20 protein-coding genes are annotated in these 23,697 nt (G+C 74.1%); 14 read left to right on the forward strand and 6 right to left on the reverse strand.

The genetic code is table 11. The annotated features are described in order from the left end of the window. Position 1: 1 nt before the first annotated feature. Positions 2-544, reverse strand: a complete 543-nt coding sequence (locus JOE68_RS15220) for an NUDIX hydrolase (RefSeq protein ID WP_204843002.1) — start codon at positions 542-544, stop codon at positions 2-4. A 136-nt stretch (positions 545-680) separates the two neighbouring features. Here JOE68_RS15220 and JOE68_RS15225 point away from each other — a divergent pair, with 136 nt between their 5' ends. Both JOE68_RS15225 and JOE68_RS15230 read left to right on the forward strand, forming a co-directional pair. Then, a complete protein-coding gene (locus JOE68_RS15225) occupies positions 681-2,108 on the forward strand; it encodes a CCA tRNA nucleotidyltransferase (RefSeq protein ID WP_204843003.1) in 1,428 nt (475 codons plus the stop codon). 112 nt (positions 2,109-2,220) lie between these two features. Beyond that, the gene (locus JOE68_RS15230) at positions 2,221-2,712 is read left to right on the forward strand and encodes a response regulator transcription factor (RefSeq protein ID WP_204843004.1); all 492 of its coding nucleotides are present in this window, start codon (positions 2,221-2,223) and stop codon (positions 2,710-2,712) included. A gap of 28 nt (positions 2,713-2,740) precedes the next feature. Here the strand turns inward: JOE68_RS15230 and JOE68_RS15235 are convergent, their stop codons facing one another. Continuing rightward, on the reverse strand, positions 2,741-4,039 hold the full coding sequence (locus JOE68_RS15235) for an MFS transporter (RefSeq protein WP_204843005.1): 1,299 nt from the start codon (positions 4,037-4,039) through the stop codon (positions 2,741-2,743). Between the two features lie 243 nt (positions 4,040-4,282). Here JOE68_RS15235 and JOE68_RS15240 point away from each other — a divergent pair, with 243 nt between their 5' ends. After that, positions 4,283-4,855, forward strand: coding sequence for a YqgE/AlgH family protein (locus tag JOE68_RS15240; protein WP_204843006.1), 573 nt, complete (start codon positions 4,283-4,285; stop codon positions 4,853-4,855). A 3-nt stretch (positions 4,856-4,858) separates the two neighbouring features. On the opposite strand, the gene JOE68_RS15245 is transcribed toward JOE68_RS15240, so the two are convergent. Continuing rightward, positions 4,859-5,257, reverse strand: coding sequence for an SdpI family protein (locus JOE68_RS15245; RefSeq protein ID WP_204843007.1), 399 nt, complete (start codon positions 5,255-5,257; stop codon positions 4,859-4,861). A gap of 208 nt (positions 5,258-5,465) precedes the next feature. On the opposite strand from JOE68_RS15245, the gene JOE68_RS15250 reads away from it, so the two are divergent. Together JOE68_RS15250 and leuS are read left to right on the forward strand one after the other, a co-directional pair. After that, on the forward strand, positions 5,466-6,029 hold the full coding sequence (locus JOE68_RS15250; RefSeq protein WP_204843008.1) for a Uma2 family endonuclease: 564 nt from the start codon (positions 5,466-5,468) through the stop codon (positions 6,027-6,029). 214 nt (positions 6,030-6,243) lie between these two features. After that, positions 6,244-9,024, forward strand: a complete 2,781-nt coding sequence (gene leuS, locus JOE68_RS15255) for a leucine--tRNA ligase (protein ID WP_204843009.1) — start codon at positions 6,244-6,246, stop codon at positions 9,022-9,024. 42 nt (positions 9,025-9,066) lie between these two features. Here the strand turns inward: leuS and JOE68_RS15260 are convergent, their stop codons facing one another. Continuing rightward, complete coding sequence (locus JOE68_RS15260; RefSeq protein WP_204843010.1) at positions 9,067-9,807, reverse strand: TetR/AcrR family transcriptional regulator; 741 nt, start codon at positions 9,805-9,807, stop codon at positions 9,067-9,069. Positions 9,808-9,929: 122 nt separating this feature from the next. Here JOE68_RS15260 and JOE68_RS15265 point away from each other — a divergent pair, with 122 nt between their 5' ends. Beyond that, positions 9,930-12,041: an MMPL family transporter gene (locus tag JOE68_RS15265; RefSeq protein ID WP_204843011.1), complete on the forward strand. Its 2,112-nt coding sequence runs from the start codon at positions 9,930-9,932 to the stop codon at positions 12,039-12,041. 752 nt (positions 12,042-12,793) lie between these two features. Here JOE68_RS15265 and JOE68_RS15270 read toward each other — a convergent pair. Both JOE68_RS15270 and JOE68_RS15275 read right to left on the reverse strand, forming a co-directional pair. After that, positions 12,794-13,783, reverse strand: a complete 990-nt coding sequence (locus JOE68_RS15270; RefSeq protein WP_204843012.1) for a YncE family protein — start codon at positions 13,781-13,783, stop codon at positions 12,794-12,796. A gap of 280 nt (positions 13,784-14,063) precedes the next feature. After that, positions 14,064-16,343 carry a DUF2339 domain-containing protein gene (locus JOE68_RS15275; protein ID WP_204843013.1) on the reverse strand — a complete coding sequence of 760 codons (2,280 nt, stop codon included), beginning with the start codon at positions 16,341-16,343 and terminating at the stop codon, positions 14,064-14,066. 165 nt (positions 16,344-16,508) lie between these two features. On the opposite strand from JOE68_RS15275, the gene JOE68_RS15280 reads away from it, so the two are divergent. From JOE68_RS15280 to JOE68_RS31220, 8 genes are all read left to right on the forward strand, one after another. Then, positions 16,509-17,486 (forward strand): LacI family DNA-binding transcriptional regulator, encoded by a 978-nt coding sequence (locus JOE68_RS15280; protein WP_204843014.1) that lies wholly within the window; start codon positions 16,509-16,511, stop codon positions 17,484-17,486. Next, positions 17,476-18,918, forward strand: a complete 1,443-nt coding sequence (locus JOE68_RS15285; protein ID WP_204843015.1) for a sugar ABC transporter ATP-binding protein — start codon at positions 17,476-17,478, stop codon at positions 18,916-18,918. Before JOE68_RS15280 ends, JOE68_RS15285 begins: the two co-directional genes overlap by 11 nt. Further along, positions 18,915-19,877, forward strand: a complete 963-nt coding sequence (locus JOE68_RS31210) for an ABC transporter permease (protein ID WP_239562252.1) — start codon at positions 18,915-18,917, stop codon at positions 19,875-19,877. The genes JOE68_RS15285 and JOE68_RS31210 overlap by 4 nt, the downstream gene beginning before the upstream one ends. A 14-nt stretch (positions 19,878-19,891) precedes the next feature. Next, positions 19,892-20,812, forward strand: coding sequence for a substrate-binding domain-containing protein (locus JOE68_RS31215; RefSeq protein WP_239562253.1), 921 nt, complete (start codon positions 19,892-19,894; stop codon positions 20,810-20,812). A gap of 2 nt (positions 20,813-20,814) precedes the next feature. After that, on the forward strand, positions 20,815-21,666 hold the full coding sequence (locus tag JOE68_RS15295) for a ribokinase (RefSeq protein ID WP_204846116.1): 852 nt from the start codon (positions 20,815-20,817) through the stop codon (positions 21,664-21,666). 13 nt (positions 21,667-21,679) lie between these two features. Beyond that, complete coding sequence (locus tag JOE68_RS15300; RefSeq protein ID WP_204846117.1) at positions 21,680-21,877, forward strand: RbsD/FucU domain-containing protein; 198 nt, start codon at positions 21,680-21,682, stop codon at positions 21,875-21,877. Between the two features lie 132 nt (positions 21,878-22,009). Next, positions 22,010-22,171: an RbsD/FucU domain-containing protein gene (locus tag JOE68_RS15305; protein ID WP_204843016.1), complete on the forward strand. Its 162-nt coding sequence runs from the start codon at positions 22,010-22,012 to the stop codon at positions 22,169-22,171. A 755-nt stretch (positions 22,172-22,926) separates the two neighbouring features. Further along, on the forward strand, positions 22,927-23,502 hold the full coding sequence (locus tag JOE68_RS31220; RefSeq protein WP_307819695.1) for an isochorismatase family protein: 576 nt from the start codon (positions 22,927-22,929) through the stop codon (positions 23,500-23,502). The last annotated feature ends 195 nt before the right edge of the window (positions 23,503-23,697 follow it).

A 23,697-nucleotide genomic window follows, 5' to 3' on the forward strand; every position in this document is an offset into this window, starting at 1 on the left:
CCTACTCCGCTCCGTCCACGTTGGCGTCGGCCAGGTCGGAACCGGCCGGGTCTGATTCGGCAAGGAGTTCGACGGCGCGGCGCACGAGGCGCCGCTCGTCCGCGTAGGCGAGCCGTTCGTCCAGTTCGCCAAGGGGCACCCACGCCACCTCGGTGACCTCCACGTCTTCGTCGGAAAGCTCGCCGCCCAGCGCTTCGAGGAGGAAGTGGTGGACGGTCTTGTGCACCCGGCGGTCCTCGGCGACGAACCAGTAGTCGATCGAACCGAGGGGCCGCAGCACCCTGCTATGAATACCGGTCTCCTCCGCGACCTCGCGCACCGCGGTCTGTTCCGCGGTCTCGCCGGCCTCGATGTGGCCCTTGGGCAGTGACCAGAGCAGCCTGCCACGCCGGTCCAACCGCCCGATGATCGCGGCGGCCCGGTGGCGGGTGTCCAGCACCAACCCGCCCGCCGAGGTCTCGTCGACGGTCTTCAGCCGGCGGCCCCGGCGCCGGTTCCGGCGCCTCGGCTTGGGACCGCCGGAGCGACCGGACGAGTGGGGCATGACCTGATGGTAGTGCCGAGCAGCGGTGACGGGCCGTGCCCGGCAGGTCGCCGACGGTGATCAACCGGCCGGTGGGCCGGGCGGCCGGAAAAGTGTGGGAGTTGCCACAGCCCGCGGACCAGTACGCTGGCTCCTCGTGTCCGGATCCGACGTTCCCACCGACGTGGTCGAGTTGCTGAGCGCCTTCCCCGTGGCCGACGAGCTGGCGCGGCGGTTCGCCGCGGCCGGCCACCGGCTCTACCTGGTCGGGGGCAGCGTCCGCGACGCCCTGCTGGGGCGGCTGTCCGGCGACCTCGACTTCACCACCGACGCCCGCCCGCCCGCCGTGCAGGCGCTGCTGGCCGGGTGGGCGGACGCGGTCTGGGACACCGGCATCGCGTTCGGCACGGTCGGCGCGACCAAGCGCGGGCAGACGGTGGAGATCACCACCTTCCGCGCGGACTCCTACGACGGGGTGACCCGCAACCCCGAGGTGACCTTCGGCGACACCGTCGAGGGCGACCTCGCGCGGCGCGACTTCACCGTGAACGCGATGGCGTTCGACCTGGTGGAGCGGGTGCTGGTGGACCCGACCGGCGGGCGGGCCGCGCTGGCGGCGAAGGTGCTGGACACGCCGGCGACGCCGCAGGAGTCGTTCTCCGACGACCCGCTGCGGATGCTGCGCGCGACCCGGTTCGTGTCGCAGCTGGGCTTCACGCCCGCGCCGCGCGTGGTGGAGGCGATGGCGGACATGGCGGGCGAGCTGGCCCGGATCACCCCCGAGCGGGTCCAGGTCGAGCTGTCCAAGCTGCTCACCGGCTCCTGCCCGCGCGCCGGCGTCGAGCTGATGGTGTCGACCGGGCTGGCGGACGTCGTGCTGCCCGAGCTGCCCGCGATGAAGCTGGAGATCGACGAGCACCACCAGCACAAGGACGTGTTCCACCACTCGCTGGTGGTGCTGGAGCAGGCCGTCGACCTGGAGGAGGGCGGCCCCGACCTGGTGCTCCGGATCGCCGCGCTGCTGCACGACATCGGCAAGCCCGACACCCGGCGGTTCGAGGAGGGCGGCGGCGTCTCGTTCCACCACCACGAGGTGGTCGGCGCGAAGATGGTCCGCAAGCGCTTGCGGGCGTTGCGGTACTCGAAGGAGGTCGTGGAGGACGTCGCCCAGCTCGTGTACCTCCACCTGCGGTTCCACGGCTACGGCTCCGGGGGGTGGACGGACTCGGCGGTCCGCCGGTACGTGACCGACGCGGGCCACCTGCTGCCCCGCCTGCACAAGCTCGTGCGGGCCGACTGCACCACGCGCAACAAGCGCAAGGCCAACGCGCTGCAGCGCACCTACGACGAGCTGGAGCGCCGGATCGAGCGGATCGCCGCCGAGGAGGACCTGCGGCGCGTGCGGCCCGACCTCGACGGCAACGAGATCATGCGGCTGCTCGGCCTGCCGCCCGGCCCGCAGGTCGGCCGGGCGTGGAAGTTCCTCAAGGAGCTGCGCCTGGACCGGGGGCCGCTGGAGCACGACGAAGCGGTGGCGGAGCTGTTCGCGTGGGCGCGGTCGGAGGGCATCGAGCCGCCGGCGTGACCCCGCGGCGCCGCGATGTGCCGGCGGAATCACCCGCTTCCCGTTAGCCGAGTGACAGCCGGTTGCGAGACCATGACTGTGTGCGCTGAACGCACACTGGGGGTGGTGTCGCATGAACGCCTGGGGACTGTCCGGCGAAGGGAGTGGTCCGGCGCGGCGGCTGTCCGCGCTGGACGACCGGCAGCGCGCCGTGCTGCGGTGCCTGGCCAGGGGGCTGGCCGACCACGAGATCGCGTGCGTGCTCGCGGTGAGCCGGTGGGAGGTCGAGTCGGTCGTGGCGGAGATCCTGCGGGTGCTCGACCTGCGGGACCGGATGGCGGCGGTGGTGTTCGCCCACGAGACGGGGCTGATCCGGCTGCCGGTGCCTGTGCTGGATTGCCGCGACTCCGTCGCGGCGGGCTCGGCCGCCTTTGGTCGGCAGTTCGAGCCTGATTCCCCTCCAATCGGGTCTGTGTCCGATGGCCGCGACTCCGTCGCGGCGGGCTCGGCCGCCTTTGGTCGGCAGTTCGAGCCTGATTCCCCTCCAATCGGGCCTTCGGCTCGGTTGGAGGGGAATCAGGCTCGACCTACCGACGCGGCCTCGCGGGGGGCGCGGTACTGGTGAGCCTCGCGAGGGGCGGTACCGGTGAGGGTCAGGGGCGGTGGGGTCTGGGGGCCAGGAGCAGGTAGGCGGCTATGCCCACCAGGTAGGCCGCGGACGCCGTGATGATCAGGCCCGGTGAGCGGCCGTCCAGGGGCACCACGGCGGCGGCGGTGGTCACGGCCGCCACCTGGGTGGCGTTGAACAGGGTGTCGTAGAGGGCGAACACGCGGCCTCGGACCTCGTCGCCGATGTCGCCCTGCACGGCCGCGTCCACGCACAGCTTGACCACCTGGCCCGCGAAGGTCAGGACGAACGACGCGGCCAGGGTGGTCGGCAGCAGCATCGGCAGGCCCAGGCCGAGCTGGGCGGCGGCGGCCAGGCCGAGCGCTCCGCACACCGCGCCCCGGCGGCCGAGCACGTCCACGACCCGGTCCGTGAGCAGGCCGGCGAGCAGGATGCCCGCGCCGCCCGCGACGGCGACCTCGCCGAGCCCGGCCAGACCCGCCTTGAACGGCCCGACGTCGGTGAACGTGTGGCGCATCAGCAGCAGCGTGATCAGCAGCGACGCCCCGAACGCGGCCCGGTGCGCCAGCAGCGCCAGCAGCGCGGCGGCCACGCTCGGCGTCCGCCACGCGGCCCGGCCGCCGTCCAGCAGGCCGCGCGCCACGGCGGTGAGGGTGCGGCTGGGCTCGTCCACCTCGTCCGGGCCGAGCGCGCCCCGGGCGAACCGGGACGCCAGGAACGCGGCGACCAGCGACCCGACGACGGCGAACGCCGTGGTGCCCGCCGAGCCGCCGTCCCCGGAGCCCAGCACCTCCCGCAGCCCGACCGCGCAGCCCGCGCCGACCACGGCGGTGAGCGCGCCGGCGGTGGTGGCGAACGCGTTGGCCTCGACCAGGTGGTCCGGCCCGACGACGTGCGGCAGCGAGGCGGACAGGCCCGAGCCCGCGAACCGGCTCACGCCCGTGACGAACAGCGCCGCCGCGTACAGCGGGACGCCGTCCAGGCCGGCCCCGACGGCGGCGGCGGTGAGCAGGATGAACACGGCGCGGACGAGGTTGGCGGCGACCAGGACCCGGCGGCGGTCCCACCGGTCCAGTAGCGCGCCCGCGAACGGCCCGACGACCGAGTACGGCAGCAGCAGCACGGCGAAGCCGGCCGCGACCGCGAGCGGGTCGGCGTGCCGCTCCGGGTTGAACAGCACCGCGCCGGCCAGGCCCGCCTGGAACAGCCCGTCGCCCCACTGCGCCGCCAGCCGGGAGGCGAACAGCCTGCGGAAGCCCGCTGTCGCGAGGAGCCTCCGGATGCCGAGGTGGTGCTGTGCCGTGGCCGTCCCGGCGGTGTTCACCCGACGAGCCTATGCCCAGCTGCCACGGAGGCCGGACCCGCAGTGGGTCCGGCCTCCGTGGCGCCAGGCGCCCGGTCGCCTCTCGGCGGGTTGCGCTTCGCGGCTCCAGCCGGACGGTATTCCGCGAAGGCGGTTTGTGTTGGGCCCGGGGGACTCGATGGCGCCTGGCGGTCGGTACAACGGACACGGTAGCCCGGATGTTCCGCTCCCGGTGTGACGTGCGCCGTCTGGGATCATGTCCCCGTGCGACCTGACGCCGAAGTCGAACCGGGTTCCCTGCTGGTCGCGGCACCGAGCCTGACCGACTCGAACTTCCGCCGCACGGTGGTCTACGTCATCGACCACCGGGGCGAGGGCACGCTGGGCGTGGTGCTCAACCGGCCCAGCGAGGTCGCCGTGCACGACGTCCTGCCGGCCTGGGGCCCGCACGTGAGCCGGCCCCGGGCCGTCTACATCGGCGGCCCGGTCGAGCAGAAGACCGCGTTGTGCCTGGCCGCGCTGCGCACGGGCGAGGACCACCGGTCGATCGAGGGCGTGGTGAACGTCCACGGCCCGGTCGCGCTGATCGACCTGGACTCCGACCCGGACGCCCTGGTCGCCAGGGTGCGCGGCCTGCGGGTGTTCGCGGGCTACTCGGGGTGGGGCGAGGACCAGCTCGCGGGCGAGATCGAGCGCGGCGACTGGATCGTGGTGCCGGGGCTGCCCGACGACGTCCTCACCCCGCCGAACACCGACCTGTGGGGCCGGGTGCTGCGGCGGCAGGGGATGCCGACCGCGCTGCTGGCCACGTTCCCGCTGGACGTGCGGCGCAACTAGCCGTCAGGCGCGCTGGAGGACGCCGCAGGCCCCGGCGCAGGCGCAGCCGCCGCACCCGGAGGGGGCGGGCTCCGGCATGGCGTCGGCCGCGCGGTGGCCCAGGACGCCGCCGGCGGCGGCGATCACCAGGGCGCCGACCAGGCCGATCAGGCCCACGACCAGCGCGGTGCCCGGGTTGGCGGCCACCGCGGCGGCGCTGGCCAGCGCGATCGCACCGGCCACCAGGGTCGGCACCCCGGCGATCCGGTTGGCCAGCGCGAACGCCTCGTCGTCGCGCAGCGTCGCCTTGGTCCGCACGCCGAAGAAGCGGTTGCGCCCGAGTCGGCCGCGCGTCCCCAGGGCGCCGACGGCCACGAACGCCACGCCCACCAGCCCCAGCACCACGAGCAGCACGATGTTCACGCCATCGAGGGTAAGCGCGCGCCCCGATCAAGGCCGCACCAGGTCCGCCCAACGCGGTCACCCGGAAGTGCGATGACGTCCTCGCGACCGGTGGAATTCACCCCGCTGCGGCCCCTGGTGGACCTGCGACACCCGGTCGGGCGACTCGGTTCGTGCCATGCTCAAGGCGCAGCGGCATCCGGTCGATCAGGGGTGGGTGGTGATGGCCATGAGCAGCACAGCACATCGTTACGAGGGTTACACCTTGGACGACTGGGAAGCACTTGAGCCGCGCGAAGGACGTCGCATTGAACTCGTCAACGGCCGGTTCCGCGTGAGCGCGGCACCGGCGACCCCTCACCAGCGGGTGGCGGATCGGCTGTGCCGGTTCCTCGACGCGGCGGTGGAGCCGCTGGGGTTGGAAGCCATCAGCGCGATCGGCGTTCGGGTGGGTCGGATGGGCTACATCCCGGATCTGGTCGTGTGCGAACCCCAGGACGCCACCAGCATCTCCTCCGACACGGTCCGGCTGGTGGTGGAGGTGCTCTCCCCGTCCACGGCCACGATCGACCGGTTGGAGAAGGCCGCTGCCTACGCGGCGGTCGGCGTCCCGGCGTACTGGCTGGTGGAGCTGCCGAGGGAAGGGCTGCCGGTGATCCGGTGCAACGCGCTGGACCGGAACGCCTACACCGAGATCGCCGTCGCCGCGCCGGGAGGGCCGGTCGACGTGGAGGTGGTCGCGGGCGTCCCGGTGAAGCTGGACGTGGACGTGCTGTTCGCGCCCCGGCGGTGACCGACCGCGCCGCGCCCCGGGTCACCCGCTTCGTCGGGCTTGTGGTCCGCTGATACCGTGAACGCCATGAGCACGGCCCGCCTGCTCCTTATCTAGCCGCGCGGACCCTCGTAGACGGGGTCGGCGCGGCAACCCCTCATGCCCGTCTGGGCTGGGGGGTTTCGTCATGTCAGGGGCCGGCAATCGAAAGGGACAACCGGAGATGAGCCCGGAGATGAGCACCGACGCGGCGGCCGAGACGCCCGCCTTCCGCTACACCGCCGAACTGGCCGGTGAGATCGAGCAGCGGTGGCAACGGGAGTGGGAGGAGCGCGGCACGTTCCACGCGCCCAACCCGGTCGGCCCGCTCCGGGGCGACGTGCCGGCCGACAAGCTGTTCGTGCAGGACATGTTCCCCTACCCGTCGGGCTCGGGGCTGCACGTCGGGCACCCGCTGGGCTTCATCGGCACCGACGTGTTCGCCCGGTACCACCGGATGACCGGCCGCAACGTGCTGCACACCATGGGCTTCGACGCGTTCGGCCTGCCCGCCGAGCAGTACGCCGTGCAGACCGGGAAGCACCCGCGCGAGACCACCGAGGAGAACATCCGGACCTACCTGCGGCAGATCCGCCGGGTGGGCCTGGGCCACGACGAGCGCCGCCGGATCTCCACGATCGACCCCGGCTACTACAAGTGGACCCAGTGGATCTTCCTGCAGGTCTTCGACTCCTGGTACGACGAGCGGGCCGGCCGGGCGCGGCCGATCGCCGAGCTGGAGGCCGAGTTCGCGCGGGGCGCGCGGCCCACGCCGGACGGCCGAGCCTGGGACGCGCTGTCCCCGGCCGAGCGGCAGGGGGTGCTGGGCGAGCACCGGCTGGCCTACCTGTCCGAGGCGCCGGTGAACTGGTGCCCCGGCCTGGGCACGGTGCTGGCGAACGAGGAGGTCACCGCCGACGGCCGCAGCGAGCGCGGCAACTTCCCGGTGTTCCGCCGGTCGCTGCGCCAGTGGATGATGCGGATCACCGCGTACGCGGACCGCCTGATCGACGACCTGGACCGGCTGGACTGGCCGGAGAAGGTCAAGTCGATGCAGCGCAACTGGATCGGCCGGTCGCACGGCGCGCGGGTCCGGTTCGCCGTCGGCGACCGGGACGTCGAGGTGTTCACCACGCGGCCGGACACGCTGTTCGGCGCGACGTACCTGGTGCTGGCCCCGGAGCACCCGCTGGTCGACGCGATCGCGACGCCGGAGCACGCCGACGCGATCGCCGCCTACCGCCGCGAGGTCTCCCGCAAGTCGGAGCTGGACCGCCAGGAGAACAAGGACAAGACCGGCGTCTTCACCGGCGCGCGCGCCGTGAACCCGGTGAACGGCGCGGAGATCCCGGTCTACGTCGCCGACTACGTGCTGATGGGCTACGGCACGGGCGCGATCATGGCGGTGCCCGGCCAGGACCAGCGGGACTGGGACTTCGCCAAGGCGTTCGACCTGCCGATCATCCGGACCGTGCAGCCGGCCGAGGGCTTCGAGGGCGAGGCGTACACCGGCGCCGGCCCGGCGATCAACTCGGGCTTCCTGGACGGCCTGGACGTCGACGAGGCCAAGAAGGCGATCATCGCGTGGCTGGAGGAGCACGGCCGCGGCGAGGGCACCGTGCAGTTCAAGCTGCGCGACTGGCTGTTCTCCCGCCAGCGGTACTGGGGCGAGCCGTTCCCGATCGTCTACGACGAGGACGGCACGCCGGTCGCCGTGCCCGAGTCGATGCTGCCGATCGAGCTGCCCGACGTGGACGACTACTCGCCGCGGACGTTCGACCCCGACGACGCGAACTCCGAGCCGTCGCCTCCGCTGTCCCGCGCCGCCGACTGGGTGGAGGTGGAGCTGGACCTGGGCGACGGGCGGAAGAAGTACCGCCGCGAGACCAACACGATGCCCAACTGGGCCGGTTCCTGCTGGTACCAGCTGCGCTACGTCGACCCGACGGAGACCGAGCGGTTCGTCAACGCCGAGAACGAGCGCTACTGGCTGGGGCCGCGCACGGCCGAGCACGGCGCGAACGACCCCGGCGGCGTCGACCTGTACATCGGCGGTGTCGAGCACGCGGTGCTGCACCTGCTGTACGCGCGGTTCTGGCAGAAGGTGCTGTTCGACCTGGGCCACGTGTCCGGCGACGAGCCGTACCGGCGGCTGTTCAACCAGGGCTACATCGAGGCTTACGCCTACAGCGACGCGCGCGGCGCGTACGTCCCCGCCGAGGGGGTCGAGGAGCGCGACGGCAAGTTCTTCTTCGAGGGCGAGGAGGTGCGGCGCGAGTACGGCAAGATGGGCAAGAGCCTGAAGAACGTCGTGACGCCGGACGAGATGTGCGCCCGCTACGGCGCGGACACGTTCCGCCTGTACGAGATGTCCATGGGCCCGATGGACGTGTCGCGCCCGTGGGCGACGAAGGACGTCGTCGGCGCGCAGCGGTTCCTGCAGCGCCTGTGGCGCAACCTGGTCGACGAGGAGACCGGCGAGCTGCGGGTGGTGGACGAGGAGCCGTCGGAGGAAGCGCTGCGGCTGCTGCACAGGACGATCGCCGGCGTGCACGACGACTACGGCAACCTGCGCTACAACACGGCGGGCGCGAAGCTGATCGAGCTGAACAACTTCGTCACCAAGCACCACGCCGGCGGTGCGCCGCGGGCGCTGGCCGAGCCGATGGTGCTGCTGCTGGCCCCGCTGGCGCCGCACGTGGCCGAGGAGCTGTGGGCGAAGCTGGGCCACGCCGAGTCGCTGGCCCACGGCCCGTTCCCGCGGGCCGACGAGAAGTACCTGGTGGAGGACTCGGTGGAGTACCCGATCCAGGTCAACGGCAAGGTGAAGGCCCGCGTGGTGGTGGCCGCGTCGGCGTCGCAGGACGAGGTGAAGGCGGCGGCGCTCGCCGAGGGGAAGGTCGCCGAGCTGCTGGGCGGCGCCGCGCCGCGGAAGGTGATCGTCGTGCCGGGCCGCCTGGTCAACGTGGTGCTGTAGCGGTCGGCGGGGCCGCCCCGGCGCGGGGCGGCCCCACCGGGCTCACGGGTCGGCGAGGCCGAGGCCGCCCATGATCTCGGCGAGCATCGAGTCGAACATCGGCTCGGGGTTGGACACGGCGAACGGGAAGCGGCCGAACACCTCCAGCGCCACGTGCCCGTAGAGCCGCACCCACGACTGGGTGATGTGGTAGACCGCGCTGAGCGGCAGCCGGTCGACGTCGGCGTGGCCGCCGCGCGCGCCGACCGTGTCGACCAGGATGCGCCGGAACGCCTCCAGGTCGGCGTGCAGGCCCTCCGGCACGTCCTGCTCCTGCGCCCCGGTCATCGGGTGGCTCGCGATGAGCCGGCCCGCGACCTCCAGGAACACCCGCCCGAACTGGTCGCCGACCTGCTGGTCGGCGTCGGGCGCGCACGTGCCGAGGGTGTCCTCGGTGGAGGCGAACACCAGGGCGAACTCCTGCGGGTGCGCCAGCGCCCAGCGGCGGAAGCCCCGGCACACGGCGTGGACCTGCGCGGTGACGTCGTCGTCCGGGATGGCGGCGAGGTCGTCGTCGAGTTCGCTCGCGAGGTCGGTGCAGATGTCGTCGGCGAGGTGGTGGAGCAGGTCCTCGCGCGAGTCGTAGTACCGGTAGAGCGCCGGCGCGGTGATGCCCATCTCCCGGGCGATGGCGCGCAGGGTGACCGCGTCCCGGCCGTTCGCCACGAGGAGGGCACGTGCCTGCCGACGGATGTCACGCTCCGTCTCGGCGCGCAGCCGCTCGCGGCGGGTGGCCTGCGTCATATGTCACCCCATCGGGTTGTAAACGGTGTTCACCGCGCGTACGGTCGGGCACAACCAGTGAACGGTGTTCACAACAGTTGACGCCTTTCACGTCACCGTAACGCATCAGCCTGGGAGGACGCGTGTTCGCGAACTGGGGATCGCTGGCGTACCGCCGCCGATGGGTGGTGTTGATCGCGACGGTGGTGCTGGCGGTGGCCGGTGGTGTGTGGGGCCTCGGCGTGTTCGACAAGCTCAGCCAAGGCGGCTACGACGCGCCGGCCAGCGAGTCGGCGCGCGCGAACCAGGCGGCGCAGGACGCGTTCGGCCGTCAGGGCGGCGACGTGGTCGTCGTCTACGACACCGTCGACCCCGAGCAGCTGCGCAGGATCGGCGACCGGCTCTCCGGCCTGCCCTCCGACGCGGTGCTCCAGGTGCAGCCGCCGTTCCCGTCGCCCGAGGCCGGCAAGTCGCTGGTCTCGATCACGCTGCGCGGCAGCGACTCGAACACGCACGTCAAGCAGTACGAGCGGATCGCCGACCAGCTCTCCGTGGACGGGGTGGCCGACCAGGTCGGCGGGCTCGTGCCGACCCAGAAGGCCATCAACGACATGTCGTCGTCGGACCTGACCAAGGCCGAGGCGGTGTCGCTGCCGATCGTGCTGGTGCTGCTGGTGATCATCTTCGGCGGCCTGGTCGCGGCGTCCCTGCCGGTCCTGGTCGGCGGCCTCGCCATCGCGGGCTCGCTGGGCGTGCTGCACGCCATCTCGTTCGGCGCTGAGGTCAACTCGTTCGCCGTCAACGTCGCCAGCCTGCTCGGCCTGGGCATGGCGATCGACTACGGGCTGTTCATGGTCGGGCGCTTCCGGGAGGAGCTGGCGGCCGGCCGCGGCACCGAGGACGCGGTGCGGCGGACCGTCATGTCCGCCGGCCGCACCGTCGTGTTCTCCGCGACGCTGCTGGTCATCGCGCTGTCCGGGCTGCTGCTGTTCCCGCACGGGTTCCTCAAGTCCCTCAGCTACGGCGGCATGTCGGCGGTCGCGATCGCCGCGGTGGTGTCGCTGACCCTGCTGCCCGCGCTGCTGGGCGTCCTCGGGCACCGCGTCGACAAGCTCGCCCTGCCGTGGCGCAAGCGCCGCGGCGCGCCGTCGGAGGAGGGCTGGCGGCGGCTGGCGGGCCGGGTGATGCGGCGGCCGGTGCTGTTCGCGGTGCCGATCGTGGCCGTGCTGGTGGCGCTCGGCGCGCCGTTCCTGGGCGTGCGGTTCGGCGAGGTCACCGAGAAGGTGCTGCCCGAGGGCAACCCCGTGCGGGTGGCCGCCGAGACGATCAACGAGGACTTCTCCGGCGTCGCGACCGGTGGGCTCAGGATCGTGCTCACCGGCGACCCGTCGAGCGCCGACGTGCAGGCGTTCGCGGCGCGGGTCGCCGACGTGCCCGGTGTCGGCGAGGCGCGGGTCGCGGCCGAGCCGAAGGGCGGCGCGTGGCTGCTCAACGCGGGCTTGGAGCAGGACGCGCTGAGCGAGGAGTCCAAGCGGGCGCTGCGGGAGGTCCGGGAGCTGGACGGGCCGGGGTCGGCCGAGGTGCTGGTCGGCGGCAGCACGGCGGTGGTGTCCGACAGCCTCGACGCGATCAAGGACAAGCTGCCCTGGATGGTGCTGCTCCTGGTCGGCGCGACGTTCGTGCTGATGTTCCTGGCGTTCGGGTCGGTCCTGCTGCCGATCAAGGCGGTCGTGGTCAGCGCGCTGTCGCTGTCGGCCACGTTCGGCGTGCTGGTGTGGGTGTTCCAGGAGGGCCACGGCGCGTCGCTGCTGGGCGTGACGCCCGCGCCGCTCGAATCCGGGATCGTGGTGCTGATGGCGGCCATGGTGTTCGGGCTGTCCACCGACTACGAGGTGTTCCTGCTGTCGCGCATGGTCGAGGCGCGCGGGCGCGGCGCGACCACCGAGGAGGCCGTGACGGCGGGCCTGGCCAAGACCGGCCGGGTGATCACCGCGGCGGCGCTGCTGCTGATCGTGGTGACCGGCGCGTTCGCGTTCTCGCAGATCACGATGATGCGGTTCGTCGGCGTCGGCATGATCCTGGCGCTGGCGCTGGACGCGACCGTGGTGCGGATGCTGCTGGTGCCGGCCGTGCTGAAGCTGCTGGGCGACGCGGCGTGGTGGGCGCCCGGCCCGCTGCGCCGGATCCAGCAGCGGATGGCGATTCACGAGGACGCGCCGCCGGCGGAGGAGGAGAAGGTGCCGGCCCGGGTTTAGGGGCGGGCGCCGGGGTCCGCTTTCGCGGCTTCGACTCGTGGGTGCGGCACCTTTGCGCTTCGCGCGGGGGTGCCGCACTTTTTGCGCTTCGCACGCGGGGCGGTGCACCTCGCGCGCTCCTCACCCGGGGCGGTGCACCTCGCGCGCCCGCACGCGGCGATGGCGCACCTCGTGCGCTTTGCGCACAGCGGTGGTGCACCTCGTGCGCACACCGGTGTCTTCGTGTTCTCCTCCCCGTACGGCCTGGGCGCAGCCCGATCGCATTTGTCGGGGGGTGTCAAGCACGCTCTTCGCTTGACACCCCCCGACAAATGCGATTGCCTTCGGCAGGCCGTGCGGGGAGAAGAACACGACCGCTCTTGCTTTTTCTCCTCCTTGGGGGCCTCTCGGCCGCTCTTCATACTTGGGTCGCGCACCGAGCCGGGTAAGAACTGGTGCGGTACGGATCCAATTGGTGCTGTACCGATCGAGGCTGAAGAGCTTTAAAGAGTCCTCGCCGGACAGGCAGGCCGCCAAGGAGAAGGAAAAGAAACAGCGGTCGTGTTCCCCCCGCATGACCTGTCAAAGACGACCATGCTTTTCTGGGGGGTGCAAGCGAAAAGCGTGCTTGCACCCCCCAGAAAAGCATGGTAGCCCTCCGGGCAGGCCATACGGGGAGAACACGAAGGCACCGGTCTGCACGGGGGCGTGCCGAAAACCCGGAGCCGGGTGTGCGGCCCGAGAGTGGAAAGCGTGAGCCGGTTCGGGGTGGGTCAGGGCTCGAAGGCCACGGCTGTGGCGTCGAAGTCCTGGCCGTCGGTGTCCAGGCCGCTGAGGTGGAACGTGGCCAGTTCCGAGTCGTCGGCGCTGTCCAGCACGACGGCCTTGCCACCGGCGGCCAGGAAGACCCGGCGGTCGCCTGGCGGCACGGCCAGGCCGCGTGCTCGGAAGTCCACCTCCCGGGTGGTGCGGGTGGTGGTGTCCAGCACGGCGACGCCCCGGTCCAGGGCCACGTAGACGCGCCTGCCGTCCGGGGTGACGGCGACGGCCCCCGCGCCCTTGCCGATCGGGGCGGTCCAGCGGACCCGCCTGGTCGTGGTGTCGATCGCGGTCACCGAGCCCTCCTCGTCGGGCAGGGTGAGGGAGCTGACGTAGACCTCCCGCCCGTTCGGGGCGACGGCGACGTGCTGCGGCAGGCCGCCCACCGCCACCGTCGTGATCGCGGTGGCCGACCTGGTGTCCAGGACGCTGACCGTGCCGTCCTGGGTGTTGGCGACGTAGAGCTCCCGGCCGTCCGGGGTGACCGCGATGCCCTGCGGCTGCCTGCCCACCGGGATGGTGGCGATCAACCGGAACTGCTCCGGGTCGACCACCCCGACGACGTTGCCGCCCGTGACGTACAGGCGCTCGCCGTCCGGCCGGAGGACGACCTGCGCGAGCTGCGCGCCGGTCCGGATGCGGCCGACCACGCCCTTGCCCGGGTCGACCGCCGTGATCACACCGGACCAGCCGTTGACCACGTAGACCCGCCCGCCCCCCGGCTCGACGGCCGCGCCGGTGGCCCACGCCCCGGTGTCCGCGCGGGCCACGACCGTGCCGTCGGAGGTGTCGAGCACCTGGAGCTGCCCGCTGCGGCCGACCACGTAGGCGCGCGGGGCCGCCCGGCCGGCGGCGGTCAGCACGGCCGGGCCGGGGACCTGCGTGGTGATCAGCGAGCAGACGAGCAGGGCCGCGACACCGAGGACCACTCGCCTTGGGGACATGCGCGAATAGCAACACCCCTGGCGGCGGCCTTCCACTTCACAGCCACCGGCGGGTGATTTCTTCGCCGGACCGGGTGATTCTCCGGGGATCGGGTGAGTCGTCTGCCGCCCGCGACGGCGGAGCGGGCGGCAGCCCGCCTGTGTGCCCGGCGCCGGTCGCTCGGGGGGCGAAACGACCGACGCCGGACCCCTGCCGGTGCGTTGCACCGGTGGTCTGCGCCCCGACGACGTAGAACTACCACCAGGTTGACGCAAAGCGGGTGGTTTTGGATCCCGACAGCTACGAATTGGCCGAAATTCGTCGTGTTGCCACCAACTTGGCGTAACGGGTGCCCGCCGTCAGGAGGACCAGGCCCGCGCCGATGAACGCCAGGACGCGGGCGATGCCGTCCAGCGCGGCCAGGTCGAACAGCAGCAGCTTCGCCACCGCGGCCCCGACCAGCACCAACCCGGCCACCCGCAGCGACCGCACGTCGATGCCCCGCACCAGCAGGACCAGCGCGGCCACCGCCCAGGAGACGGTCACGACGGAGTGGCCGAACACGAAACCGGTCACGCTCTGCGATACCAACAGGGCGCCGCACAGGACCACCCCGGCCGCCGCGTAGAGCACGACGAGCGCGAGCACCACCCACGGCAGCGGGGTCCGGCCGAGGACGCCGAGCCGCACCGCCGCCCACGGCAGCGCGATCGCCACCAGGCCGAGGACGAGCGCGGTCAGCAGGCCGGCCACCAGCGCGCCGTCGGTGACCGGCCGCCACGGGCCGTCCAGCAGCAGGCGGGGCGGCACGGCGTCGGCGACCGCCAGGACGAACCCGACCGCGCCGAACGCGGTGGCCCCGACCAGTGGCCCCCGCGAGCGCAGCCGCCGGGCCAGGAGCGCGAGGACCAGCGCCTCGGCCAGCACCACCGCGGCCCGCGCGCTGCCGTCGAGGGCGATGGCCGTGCCGACGAACAGCGCGAACACGCCGACGGAGCCGACGCCCGCCGTGAACGGCGCCGGCAGGCCGCGCCGCCCGAACGCCCACAGGGCCAGCAGCACCACCGCGAGGACGCCCGCCAGCCCGGCGCCCCACTGCCGGTCGAGCACGGCCGTGGTCAGCAGCGCCGGCATCGGCGAGCCGACGGCGAGGCCCAACGCGGTGAGGTCGTCGGGCCGGACGCGCGCGGTCAGCACCGCCGCCGCCACGCCCACCAGGGCGGCGACCAGCGCGACGCCGGACAGCACCAGCGGGTCGTCGGTCCGGCCGATGGTCAGGACCGCGGCCAGCAGCGGCGGGACACCGGCGGTGACGGCGAGCGGCGGCCAGTCCCGCTTGAGGTGGACCGGGCTCGCGGCGATCTTGAGGACCAGCAGGAACGCCACCAGCAGCGGCGTGAAGCCGGCCGTCAGGATCGGCGCGCACACCGCGCACGCGGCCACGACCCCGATCGCGAACGGGGCCGAGTCCCAGCGCATCGCCAGGAGCAGTCCCGCGGCGGCCACGGCGAGCCCGGCGGCCAGCCCGCCGCCCTCGGGCAGGTAGGCGTAGATCGAGGTCGCGGCGACGACGTCCAGGTAGAGCACGGCGAACCCGGTGGCGGCGACCGCGAACGCGCCGGTGCGGGAGGTCTCGGTGCGGTGCAGGCGCAGGGCGACGCCGACCAGGGCCGCGCCGAGCACCGCGCCGCCGACCACCCGCGGCAGGGGGCCCAGGTAGCCGCGCTGCACGGCGAGGATCAGGAGCAGGACGACGCCGAGCAGCGTGATCGCGCCACCGACCCAGGCGAGCAGCTTGCTGCCCGCGCCGGGCCGGCTGAGCCGGTCGAACAGCGAGGGGCCCGGAGGCGGCGGTGGCGGCGGCTGGTGGGCCGTCCACGGGGCCTGCGGTGGTGGCGGGGCGCTCCAGGCGTGCCACGGCTGCGCCGGCGGCTCGGCCGGCGCCTGCCGCCGGCCCGGCGGCGGAGTGGTCGGGCCGGGCGCGGTCGGCTGCCCGTGGGTCGGAGCGGCGGGCGCGGTCGGCTGCCAGTGGGGCGGGACGGCGGACGCGGTCGGTTGCCCGTGGGGCGGGGTGGTGGGCGCGGTCGACTGGCCGCGCGGCGGGATGATCGGGCCGGTGCGCCCGTCGGTCGGGCCGGTCGGGGCCGAGCCGGCCGCGGTCGGGCCGGTCGGGGTCGAGCCGGCCGCGGTCGGGCCGGTCGGGGTCGAGCCGGCCGCGGTCGGGCCGGTCGGGGTCGAGCCGGTCGCGGTCGGGCCGGTCGGGGTCGAGCTGGTTGCGGTCGCCGCGGCGGACGCGGGTTCGGCGGCCGGGGCGGATCGGGTCGGCTGCGCGGTCGGTCCGGAGGCCGTCGGGGTCGTCGGAGTCGGCTGCCCGGTCGGCTGTGCGGTGGGCTGTGCGGTCGGCTGCCCGGTCGGCTGTGCGGTCGGTGCCGGTGCGGTCGGAGCGGTGTCGGCGGGACGCGGCGCCGTGGTGGTGGCCGTGCCGCCGACGTTCCGCAGCTCCAGCCCCACCGCCTCCAGGCGGCGGCCGAGGTGGCCGAGTTCGTCCGCCAGCCGCATCAGGGGGTCCGGTCCAGTCATGCGACCAGGGTCGCCCGGACCGGGCGTGCCCGAATCCGTACCTCTACTCAAAGCCGCGTACCGAAGAGGTCACGGGTGCTGAATCGAGCAACTTGACGGCAATCCCCGTGAAAACGATTAACTGCCTCCTGCAATCGTTAACGCGTAACCGAGGGGGCGCTCAGCGTGACTACGATCAAGGATGTGGCGCAGCACGCCGGGGTTTCGACCGCGACCGTCTCCAGGGTCCTCAACGGCCACGCCGCGCCCACCCCGCGGACCCGCGCCCGCGTCCTCGCGGCCGTCGACGAGCTCGGCTACCGCCCCAACGCCCTGGCCCGCTCGCTGCGCACCACCTCCACCCGGACCCTCGGCCTGATCGTCGGAGACCTGGCCAACCCGTTCTTCGCCGAGGTCGCCCGCGCGGTGGAGGAGGAGGCGCGCGCCCACGGGTTCTGCGTGGTCGTCGCCGGCACCGACGAGAGCGCCGACCGGCAGGCCGCCCACGTCCGCACGCTGCTCGACCGCCGCGTCGACGGCCTCCTGGTCTGCCCCGCGACCGACGACCCCGACCGGCTCGCCGAGGTGGCGGCGCGCGGCGTCCCGCTGGTCCTGCTCGACCGCGCGGTGCGGGGCACGACCTGCCCGGTGGTGCGCGCCGACGGGGCCCGCGCCCTCGCCGACCTCGCCGACGCGCTCAGGTCCGCCGGCCACCGCCGCGTCGGCGTGATCGCGGGCCCCGCCGGTGCCGGCCGGGAGCGGCTGGAGCAGTTCGCCCGCGGCGGCCTGGAGCCGGTCGTCGTGCACGGCGACCTCCGCCGCGACAGCGGCGCGCGGGCCGCCGCCGACCTCCTCGACCGCCCCGACCGCCCCACCGCCCTGGTCGCGATGGACGACCTGATGGGCCTGGGCGCGCTGGAGGAGCTGCGCCGGCGGGGGCTGCGGGTCCCCGCCGACGTGGGCCTCGCGGTCTACGGCGACCAGCCGTGGTTCCCGCTGCTCGACCCGCCGATCACGGTGGTCGCCCAGCCCACCGCCGAACTGGGCCGGGAAGCCGCGCGGAGCCTGCTCGCGCTGGTCGCGGGCGAGCGGCCGGCCGACGTCCGGCTCACCGCGCGCCTCGTGGCGCGCGGTTCCTGCGGGGAGGCGACCGGTGCTGCTTAGCGCCCGGAACATCACCAAGAGCTTCACCGGGGTCAAGGCGCTCGACGGCGTGGACTTCGACGTGCGGTCCGGCGAGGTGCACGTCCTGCTCGGCGAGAACGGTGCGGGCAAGTCGACGATGGTCAAGGTGCTGGCCGGGGTGCACGCCCCGGACGGCGGGACCGTCGAGCGGTCCCCCGGCGTCCGCCTCGCGGTGATCCACCAGGAGCTCGCGCTGGTCCCGCGGCTCTCGGTGGCCGAGAACCTGTTCCTGGGCCGCCCGCCCCGCCGGTTCGGGCTCGTCGACCGGGCGCGGATGCGGCAGCGGGCCGCCGGGCTGCTGGAGCGCGTGGGCCTGGCCGTCGACCCGGACACACCGGTCGCCGACCTCGGCGTCGCGCAGCGGCAGATGGTCGGGATCGCCCGCGCCCTGGACCTCGACGCGCAGGTCCTGGTGCTGGACGAGCCCACCGCCGTGCTCACCGGCGCCGAGACCGACCGGCTCCTGGGCATCATGGCCGGGTTGCGCCGGCAGGGCGTGGGCCTGGTGTTCATCACCCACCACCTGGACGAGGTCCGCCGCATCGCCGACCGCGTGACGGTCCTGCGCGACGGTCGCGGCGTCGGCGTGCTGCCCGGCAACGCGAGCGTCGGGCGGATGGTCGAGCTGATGGTCGGCCGCGCCATCGCCGAGCAGTACCCGCGCCGACGCCGGGACCTCGGCGAGGTCCTGCTCCGGGTCGACGGCCTGACCCGCGCCGGCGCGTTCCGCGACGTGTCGTTCCAGGTCCGCGCGGGCGAGGTGGTGGGCGTGGCCGGCCTGGTCGGCGCGGGCCGCACCGAGGTCGTGCGCGCGGTGTTCGGCGCGGACCGCTACGACTCCGGCCGGGTCGAGGTCGCCGGGCGGGCGCTGCCCCGGCACGACGTGCGCGCGGCGCTGCGCGCCGGCCTCGGGCTCGTCCCCGAGGACCGCAAGGGCCAGGGCCTGGTGCTGCCCTCGACCGTCGGGGACAACCTCGGCCTGGTCACGCTGCGCGGGACCGCGCGCGCCGGCCTGGTCGACCGCGCCGGCCAGCGCCGGCGGGCCCGGGACATCGCGGACCGGCTCCGGATCCGGTCCGCCGGCCTCGACCAGGGGGTCCGCGAGCTGTCCGGCGGCAACCAGCAGAAGGTCGTCATCGGCAAGTGGCTGCTCGCCGACCCGAAGGTGCTGGTGCTCGACGAGCCGACGCGCGGCGTGGACGTCGGCGCGAAGGTCGAGATCTACGAACTGGTCAACCGGGTGACCGCGGCCGGCCGGGCGGTGCTGCTGGTGTCGTCCGACCTGCCCGAGGTGATCGGGATGAGCGACCGGGTCGTCGTGATGGCGCACGGCCGGGTCGTGGGCGAACTGCCCGCGGGCACGACCCAGGACGAGGTGATGGCGTTGGCGGTCCGGGAGCCCGCGGCATGAGCGCGGTGGCGGGCGGCAGGCGGCGGGGGTCGGCGCGCAGGGTGCTGGCCGACAACGGCGCGCTGGCCGGCCTGCTGGTGCTGGTGGTGGCGCTGTCGGTGCTCGCGCCCGCGTTCCTCGGCGCCCGGAACCTGCTCAACGTCGGCGTGCAGGCCGCCGTGGTGGCGGTGCTGGCGTTCGGGTCGACGTTCGTCATCGTCTCCGGCGGCATCGACCTGTCGGTGGGCAGCGTGGCCGCGCTGTCCGCGGTGGTCGGCGCGTGGTCGTCGGCCGGGGCCGGCCTGCCCGGCCCGGTCGCCCTGCTGCTGGGCCTGCTGACCGGCGTGGTCGCGGGCCTGGTCAACGGCGCGCTGGTGGCCTGGGGCCGGCTGCCCGCGTTCATCGCGACGCTGGCCGTGCTCAGCGTCGCGCGCGGCCTGACCCTCGTGGTGTCGCGGGGCAGCCCGCTCGCCACGCCGGACGTCGTCAGCTCCCTCGGCGCCGACCTCGCGCCGTACCTGCCGGCGCCGCTGCTGGTGATGCTGGTCTTCTACGGCCTCACCGGGTTCGTGCTCACGCGCACCTACCCCGGCCGCGCGATGTACGCCATCGGCGGCAACGAGGAGGCGGCGCGGCTGTCCGGCATCGACGTGCGGCGGCAGAAGCTCGTCGTCTACGCGCTGTCCGGGCTGTTCGCGGCCGTCGCCGGGATGCTGCTGGCCGGCCGCCTGTCCTCGGCCGGGCCGCAGGCCGCCGTCGGCTACGAGCTGGACGCCATCGCGGCCGTCGTCATCGGCGGCGCGTCGCTGTCCGGCGGCGTCGGCCGCGCCACCGGCACGCTGGTCGGCGCGCTGGTCCTGGCCGTCCTGCGCAACGGGCTCAACCAGCTGCAGGTCTCCCCGTTCTGGCAGCAGGTCGCGATCGGCGCCGTGATCGCGCTGGCCGTCCTGCTGGACACGCTCCGCCGCCGCACCCGATGAAAGGAAGCAGACAGATGGAGTTCCGCGGTGTCGCCGCGCTGTCAGCCCTCACCCTGGCGCTGACCGCGTGCGGTTCGGGGACGACGACCGGGGGCGGTGGTGGTGACATCACCATCGGCCTGGCCATCTCCACCCTGGACAACCCGTACTTCGTGGCCCTGAAGGAGGGCGCCGAGAAGGCCGCCGCCGAGCTCGGCGTGCGGCTCACCGTGGTGGACGCGCAGAACGACGCCACCAACCAGGTCGACCAGGTGCAGGCGTTCACCACCCGGGGCGTCAAGGCGGTCGTGATCAACCCGGTCGACTCCGAGCAGGCCGCGCCCGCCGCGAAGGCCGCCGCGAACGCGGGCGTCCCGCTGGTCGCGGTGGACCGCACGGTGGACGAGGGCGAGGTCGCCTCCGAGGTGACGTCGGACAACGTGCAGGGCGGCACCCTGGCCGCGATCGAGCTGGGCCGCGCGGTCGGCGGCGACGTCGTGCACCTGCAGGGCATCCCCGGCGCCTCGGCCACGCGCGACCGCGGCCGGGGCTTCGAGCAGGGGCTGAACTCGGGCGGCATCAAGGTCGTCGCCAGCCAGCCGGCGGACTTCAACCGGGCCAAGGGCCTGGACGTCATGACCAACCTGCTCCAGGCCAACCCCGGCATCAGGGGCGTGTTCGCCGACAACGACGAGATGGCGCTGGGCGCGATCAAGGCGCTGGGCGACCGGGCCGGCAAGGACGTCCAGGTGGTCGGCTTCGACGGCACGCCGGACGCCCTGCAGGCCGTCGAGGACGGCACGATGGTCGCGACCGTCGCGCAGCAGCCCGACGTGCTCGGCCGCAAGGCCGTCGAGCAGGCGGTGAAGGCCGCGCGCGGCGAGGGCGTCCAGGAGGTCGTGGACGTCGAGGTGAAGGTCGTGACCAAGCAGAACCTGGCAGAGTTCAGGAAGTGACGGTGCTGGTGCTGGGCTCGGCCAACGCGGACCTCGTCGTGGCGGTGCCCCGCCGCCCCGGTGGCGGGGAGACGGTGCTGGGCGGTGACACGGTGGTCATGCCCGGCGGCAAGGGCGCGAACACGGCCGTCGCCGCCGGGCGGCTGGGGTGCGACGTGGCGCTGGTCGGCGCGGTCGGCCCGGACCGGTACGGGGAACTGCTGCGGGCTTCGCTGGCCGCGGCCGGGGTGCGCACCTCCCGCGTGCGCACCTCGGCCCGGCCGACCGGCCTGGCGTACATCACGGTGACGCCGGACGGGGAGAACTCGATCGTCGTCGCGCCGGGCGCCAACGCGGACGTGTCGGTGTCCGACGTGGACGCGCTGGCGTGGGACGGCGTGGAGGTGCTGGTGTGCTCGCTGGAGGTGCCGCTGGACACCGTCGTGCACGCCGTCGCGGCGGCGGCCTCCCGCGGGGTGCGGCCGGTGCTGAACCTGTCCCCGGTGACGCCGGTCCCGGCGGCCACGCTGGCGCTGCTGGACCCGCTGGTCGTCAACGAGCACGAGGCGCTGGAGCTGGCCGGGTCGTTCGCGGGGCTGCTCGACCTGGGTCCGCGCTCGGCCGTCGTGACGCTGGGCGCGCGCGGCGCGGCGGTGGTCACGCCGGCCGGTGTGGTCGAGGTGCCGGCGCCGGCCGTGCGGCCGGTCGACACGACCGGGGCGGGCGACGCGTTCGCCGGCGCGCTGGCCGCCGGCCTGGCCGCGGGCCGGTCGCTGGAGGCGGCGGCGGGCTACGCGGCGCGCGTGGCGGCGGTGTCGGTGACCAGGCGGGGCGCCCAGCCGTCCTACCCGACACCGGACGAGGTGCCGTCGTGAAGCGGTCGGGCTCCTGCGCCCCGGGCTGAGCGCCGAGCCGGTCGGGCCGGGGCACGCCGACGAGGTGGTGGTCGCGGGCTGCGGCCTGCCGATCCCGCCGGGAGCGGCGGTGGCGGACCCGGCGTTCCCGTTCGGCGTGCCGGCGTTCCCGCGGGTGCCTGCCGGGCTGTTGGACGGGCTGCTGGGCGGGGCGGGCGGTGTAGTCGGATGACCGCGATCCGGCTTGTGCGGGGGTGTTGGTGGTTGCCGTTGATCGGCCGGGCCGGACAGGAGGAGCTGAGGGCGCGGCGGGTCGTGCGGTGGTGGCAGTGGAGTCGGCTGACCGCAATCCGGTCTGTGTGGGGTGGTTGCGCTGATCGACCGGATCGGGCACGAGGAGCTGGGAGCGCGGGTGAGGGCGCGGCTGGTCGTGCGGACCGGTGAGGTGACGCCCTGCGCGAACGTGCTGCTGCGCCGCGGCGTGCCGTTCGGAGGCCCCCGGCCCGTGGTTGCTGCGCTGTCCTGAGCGGGATTCGCGTTGTGCGCTGCCCCCGGCTTCGATCCTGCCGGCGGGCACCGACAGGGCCGGGGTGCCGATCACGCGCTTGTGGACGGTTCGGCGGCAGGGGTCGACCTGTGGACAACTCCCGTCGTCGCGCCGAAATCGTCGTACCTTCCTGGAAGGATTGAACTCGGGGGCTGCTCAGAACCGGACCGGGGAGTGTTCCCATGCCCGCACTGCACGACAACCCGCCCGCACCCCAGGACACCCGGCAACCGCGCGCCGCCGCACCGAACCCGCCCGCGCCTGCCACCGCCGCGCCTGCCACCACCACACCGAGTCCGCCTGCGCCCGGCACTGCCGCGTCGAGCCCGCCCGCCACTGCCGCGCCGAACCCGTCCGCGCCCGGCACTGCCGCACCGTGTCTGCCCGCGCCCGGTATTGCCGCGTCGGGTCTGCCCGCGTCCGGCACTGCCACACCGAGTCCGCCCGCGCCTGCCACCGCCGCACCGAGCCTGCCCGCGCCCGGCACTGCCACACCGAACCCGCCCGCGCCCGGCACTGCCACACCGAACCCGCCCGCGCCTACCGCTGCCGCACCGAACCTGCCCGCGCCCGGCACTGCCGCGCCGAGCCCGTCCTCGCCCGGCACCGCAACACCCGACACCGCCGCACCTTGCTCCGCCGCGCCCGAACGCCCCCACGACTGGCTGATCGAAGAGGTCGAGTACGCCCGCCACGAGGCGCGCCGCGGCAGGAGGTTCGCCTTCGAGCGGGTCGTGCCGGCCCGGACCGCGCTGGTCGTGATCGACATGGTGCCGTTCTTCGTCGCGGCCAACCCCCGCTGCCGCGGCATCGTGCCCAACATCAACCGCCTCGCCACCGCGCTGCGCACCGCCGGCGGCACGGTCGCCTGGGTGCTCCCCGCCGCCGGACCGCCGAACCCGTGGGCGCAGGAGTTCTACGGGCACGCGACCGCCGAGGTCTTCCGCACCGCCGGCGGCTCCGGCCCGCTGCCCGGCCGGCTCTGGCCCGCCCTCGCCCACCACCGCGACGACCTGCTGGTCGAGAAGCACGCGCCCAGCGCCTTCTTCCCCGGCCGCTGCCCCCTGCCCGCCCTGCTCGACCGGCGCGGCGTCGACACCGTCCTGATCACCGGCACGGTCACCAACGTGTGCTGCGAGTCCTCCGCCCGGGACGCCGCCACCCTGGGCCTGCGGGTGGTGATGGTCGCCGACGCCAACGCCGCCAAGCGCGACCGGGACCACAACGCCACGCTGCACACCGTCTACCGGTCGTTCGGCGACGTCCGCCCGACCGCCGACGTGCTCGCCCTGCTCGACCGGTCCGGGTGAACCGGGGGTCCGGGTGGACCGGGCGCCCGCCGCGCAGCCGGTGTCCGCCGTTCCCACCGCCGGGCGCCCCACCGCCGGGCGCCCCACCGCTCCGGCCGCCCCTCGCCGGACCCGCGCGCCGCAGCCCCCGGCTGCGGTAGCGGACCGGTGGGAAGTGGCGTTGGCTGTTCACGTCCCGTCGACCCGAAGGGTATG

It is taken from the genome of Saccharothrix algeriensis (genome assembly GCF_016907655.1).
GTDB lineage: Bacteria > Actinomycetota > Actinomycetes > Mycobacteriales > Pseudonocardiaceae > Actinosynnema > Actinosynnema algeriense.

What these genes read in the sequence shown, in the direction of transcription:
- JOE68_RS15220 (WP_204843002.1), bottom strand. Translation starts at nt 544, where the DNA reads ATGCCCCACTCGTCCGGTCGCTCCGGCGGTCCCAAGCCGAGGCGCCGG.
- JOE68_RS15230 (WP_204843004.1), top strand. Translation starts at nt 2,221, where the DNA reads ATGAACGCCTGGGGACTGTCCGGCGAAGGGAGTGGTCCGGCGCGGCGG.
- JOE68_RS15250 (WP_204843008.1), top strand. Translation starts at nt 5,466, where the DNA reads ATGAGCAGCACAGCACATCGTTACGAGGGTTACACCTTGGACGACTGG.
- leuS (WP_204843009.1), top strand. Translation starts at nt 6,244, where the DNA reads ATGAGCACCGACGCGGCGGCCGAGACGCCCGCCTTCCGCTACACCGCC.
- JOE68_RS15260 (WP_204843010.1), bottom strand. Translation starts at nt 9,807, where the DNA reads ATGACGCAGGCCACCCGCCGCGAGCGGCTGCGCGCCGAGACGGAGCGT.
- JOE68_RS15270 (WP_204843012.1), bottom strand. Translation starts at nt 13,783, where the DNA reads ATGTCCCCAAGGCGAGTGGTCCTCGGTGTCGCGGCCCTGCTCGTCTGC.
- JOE68_RS15275 (WP_204843013.1), bottom strand. Translation starts at nt 16,343, where the DNA reads ATGACTGGACCGGACCCCCTGATGCGGCTGGCGGACGAACTCGGCCAC.
- JOE68_RS31210 (WP_239562252.1), top strand. Translation starts at nt 18,915, where the DNA reads ATGAGCGCGGTGGCGGGCGGCAGGCGGCGGGGGTCGGCGCGCAGGGTG.
- JOE68_RS31215 (WP_239562253.1), top strand. Translation starts at nt 19,892, where the DNA reads ATGGAGTTCCGCGGTGTCGCCGCGCTGTCAGCCCTCACCCTGGCGCTG.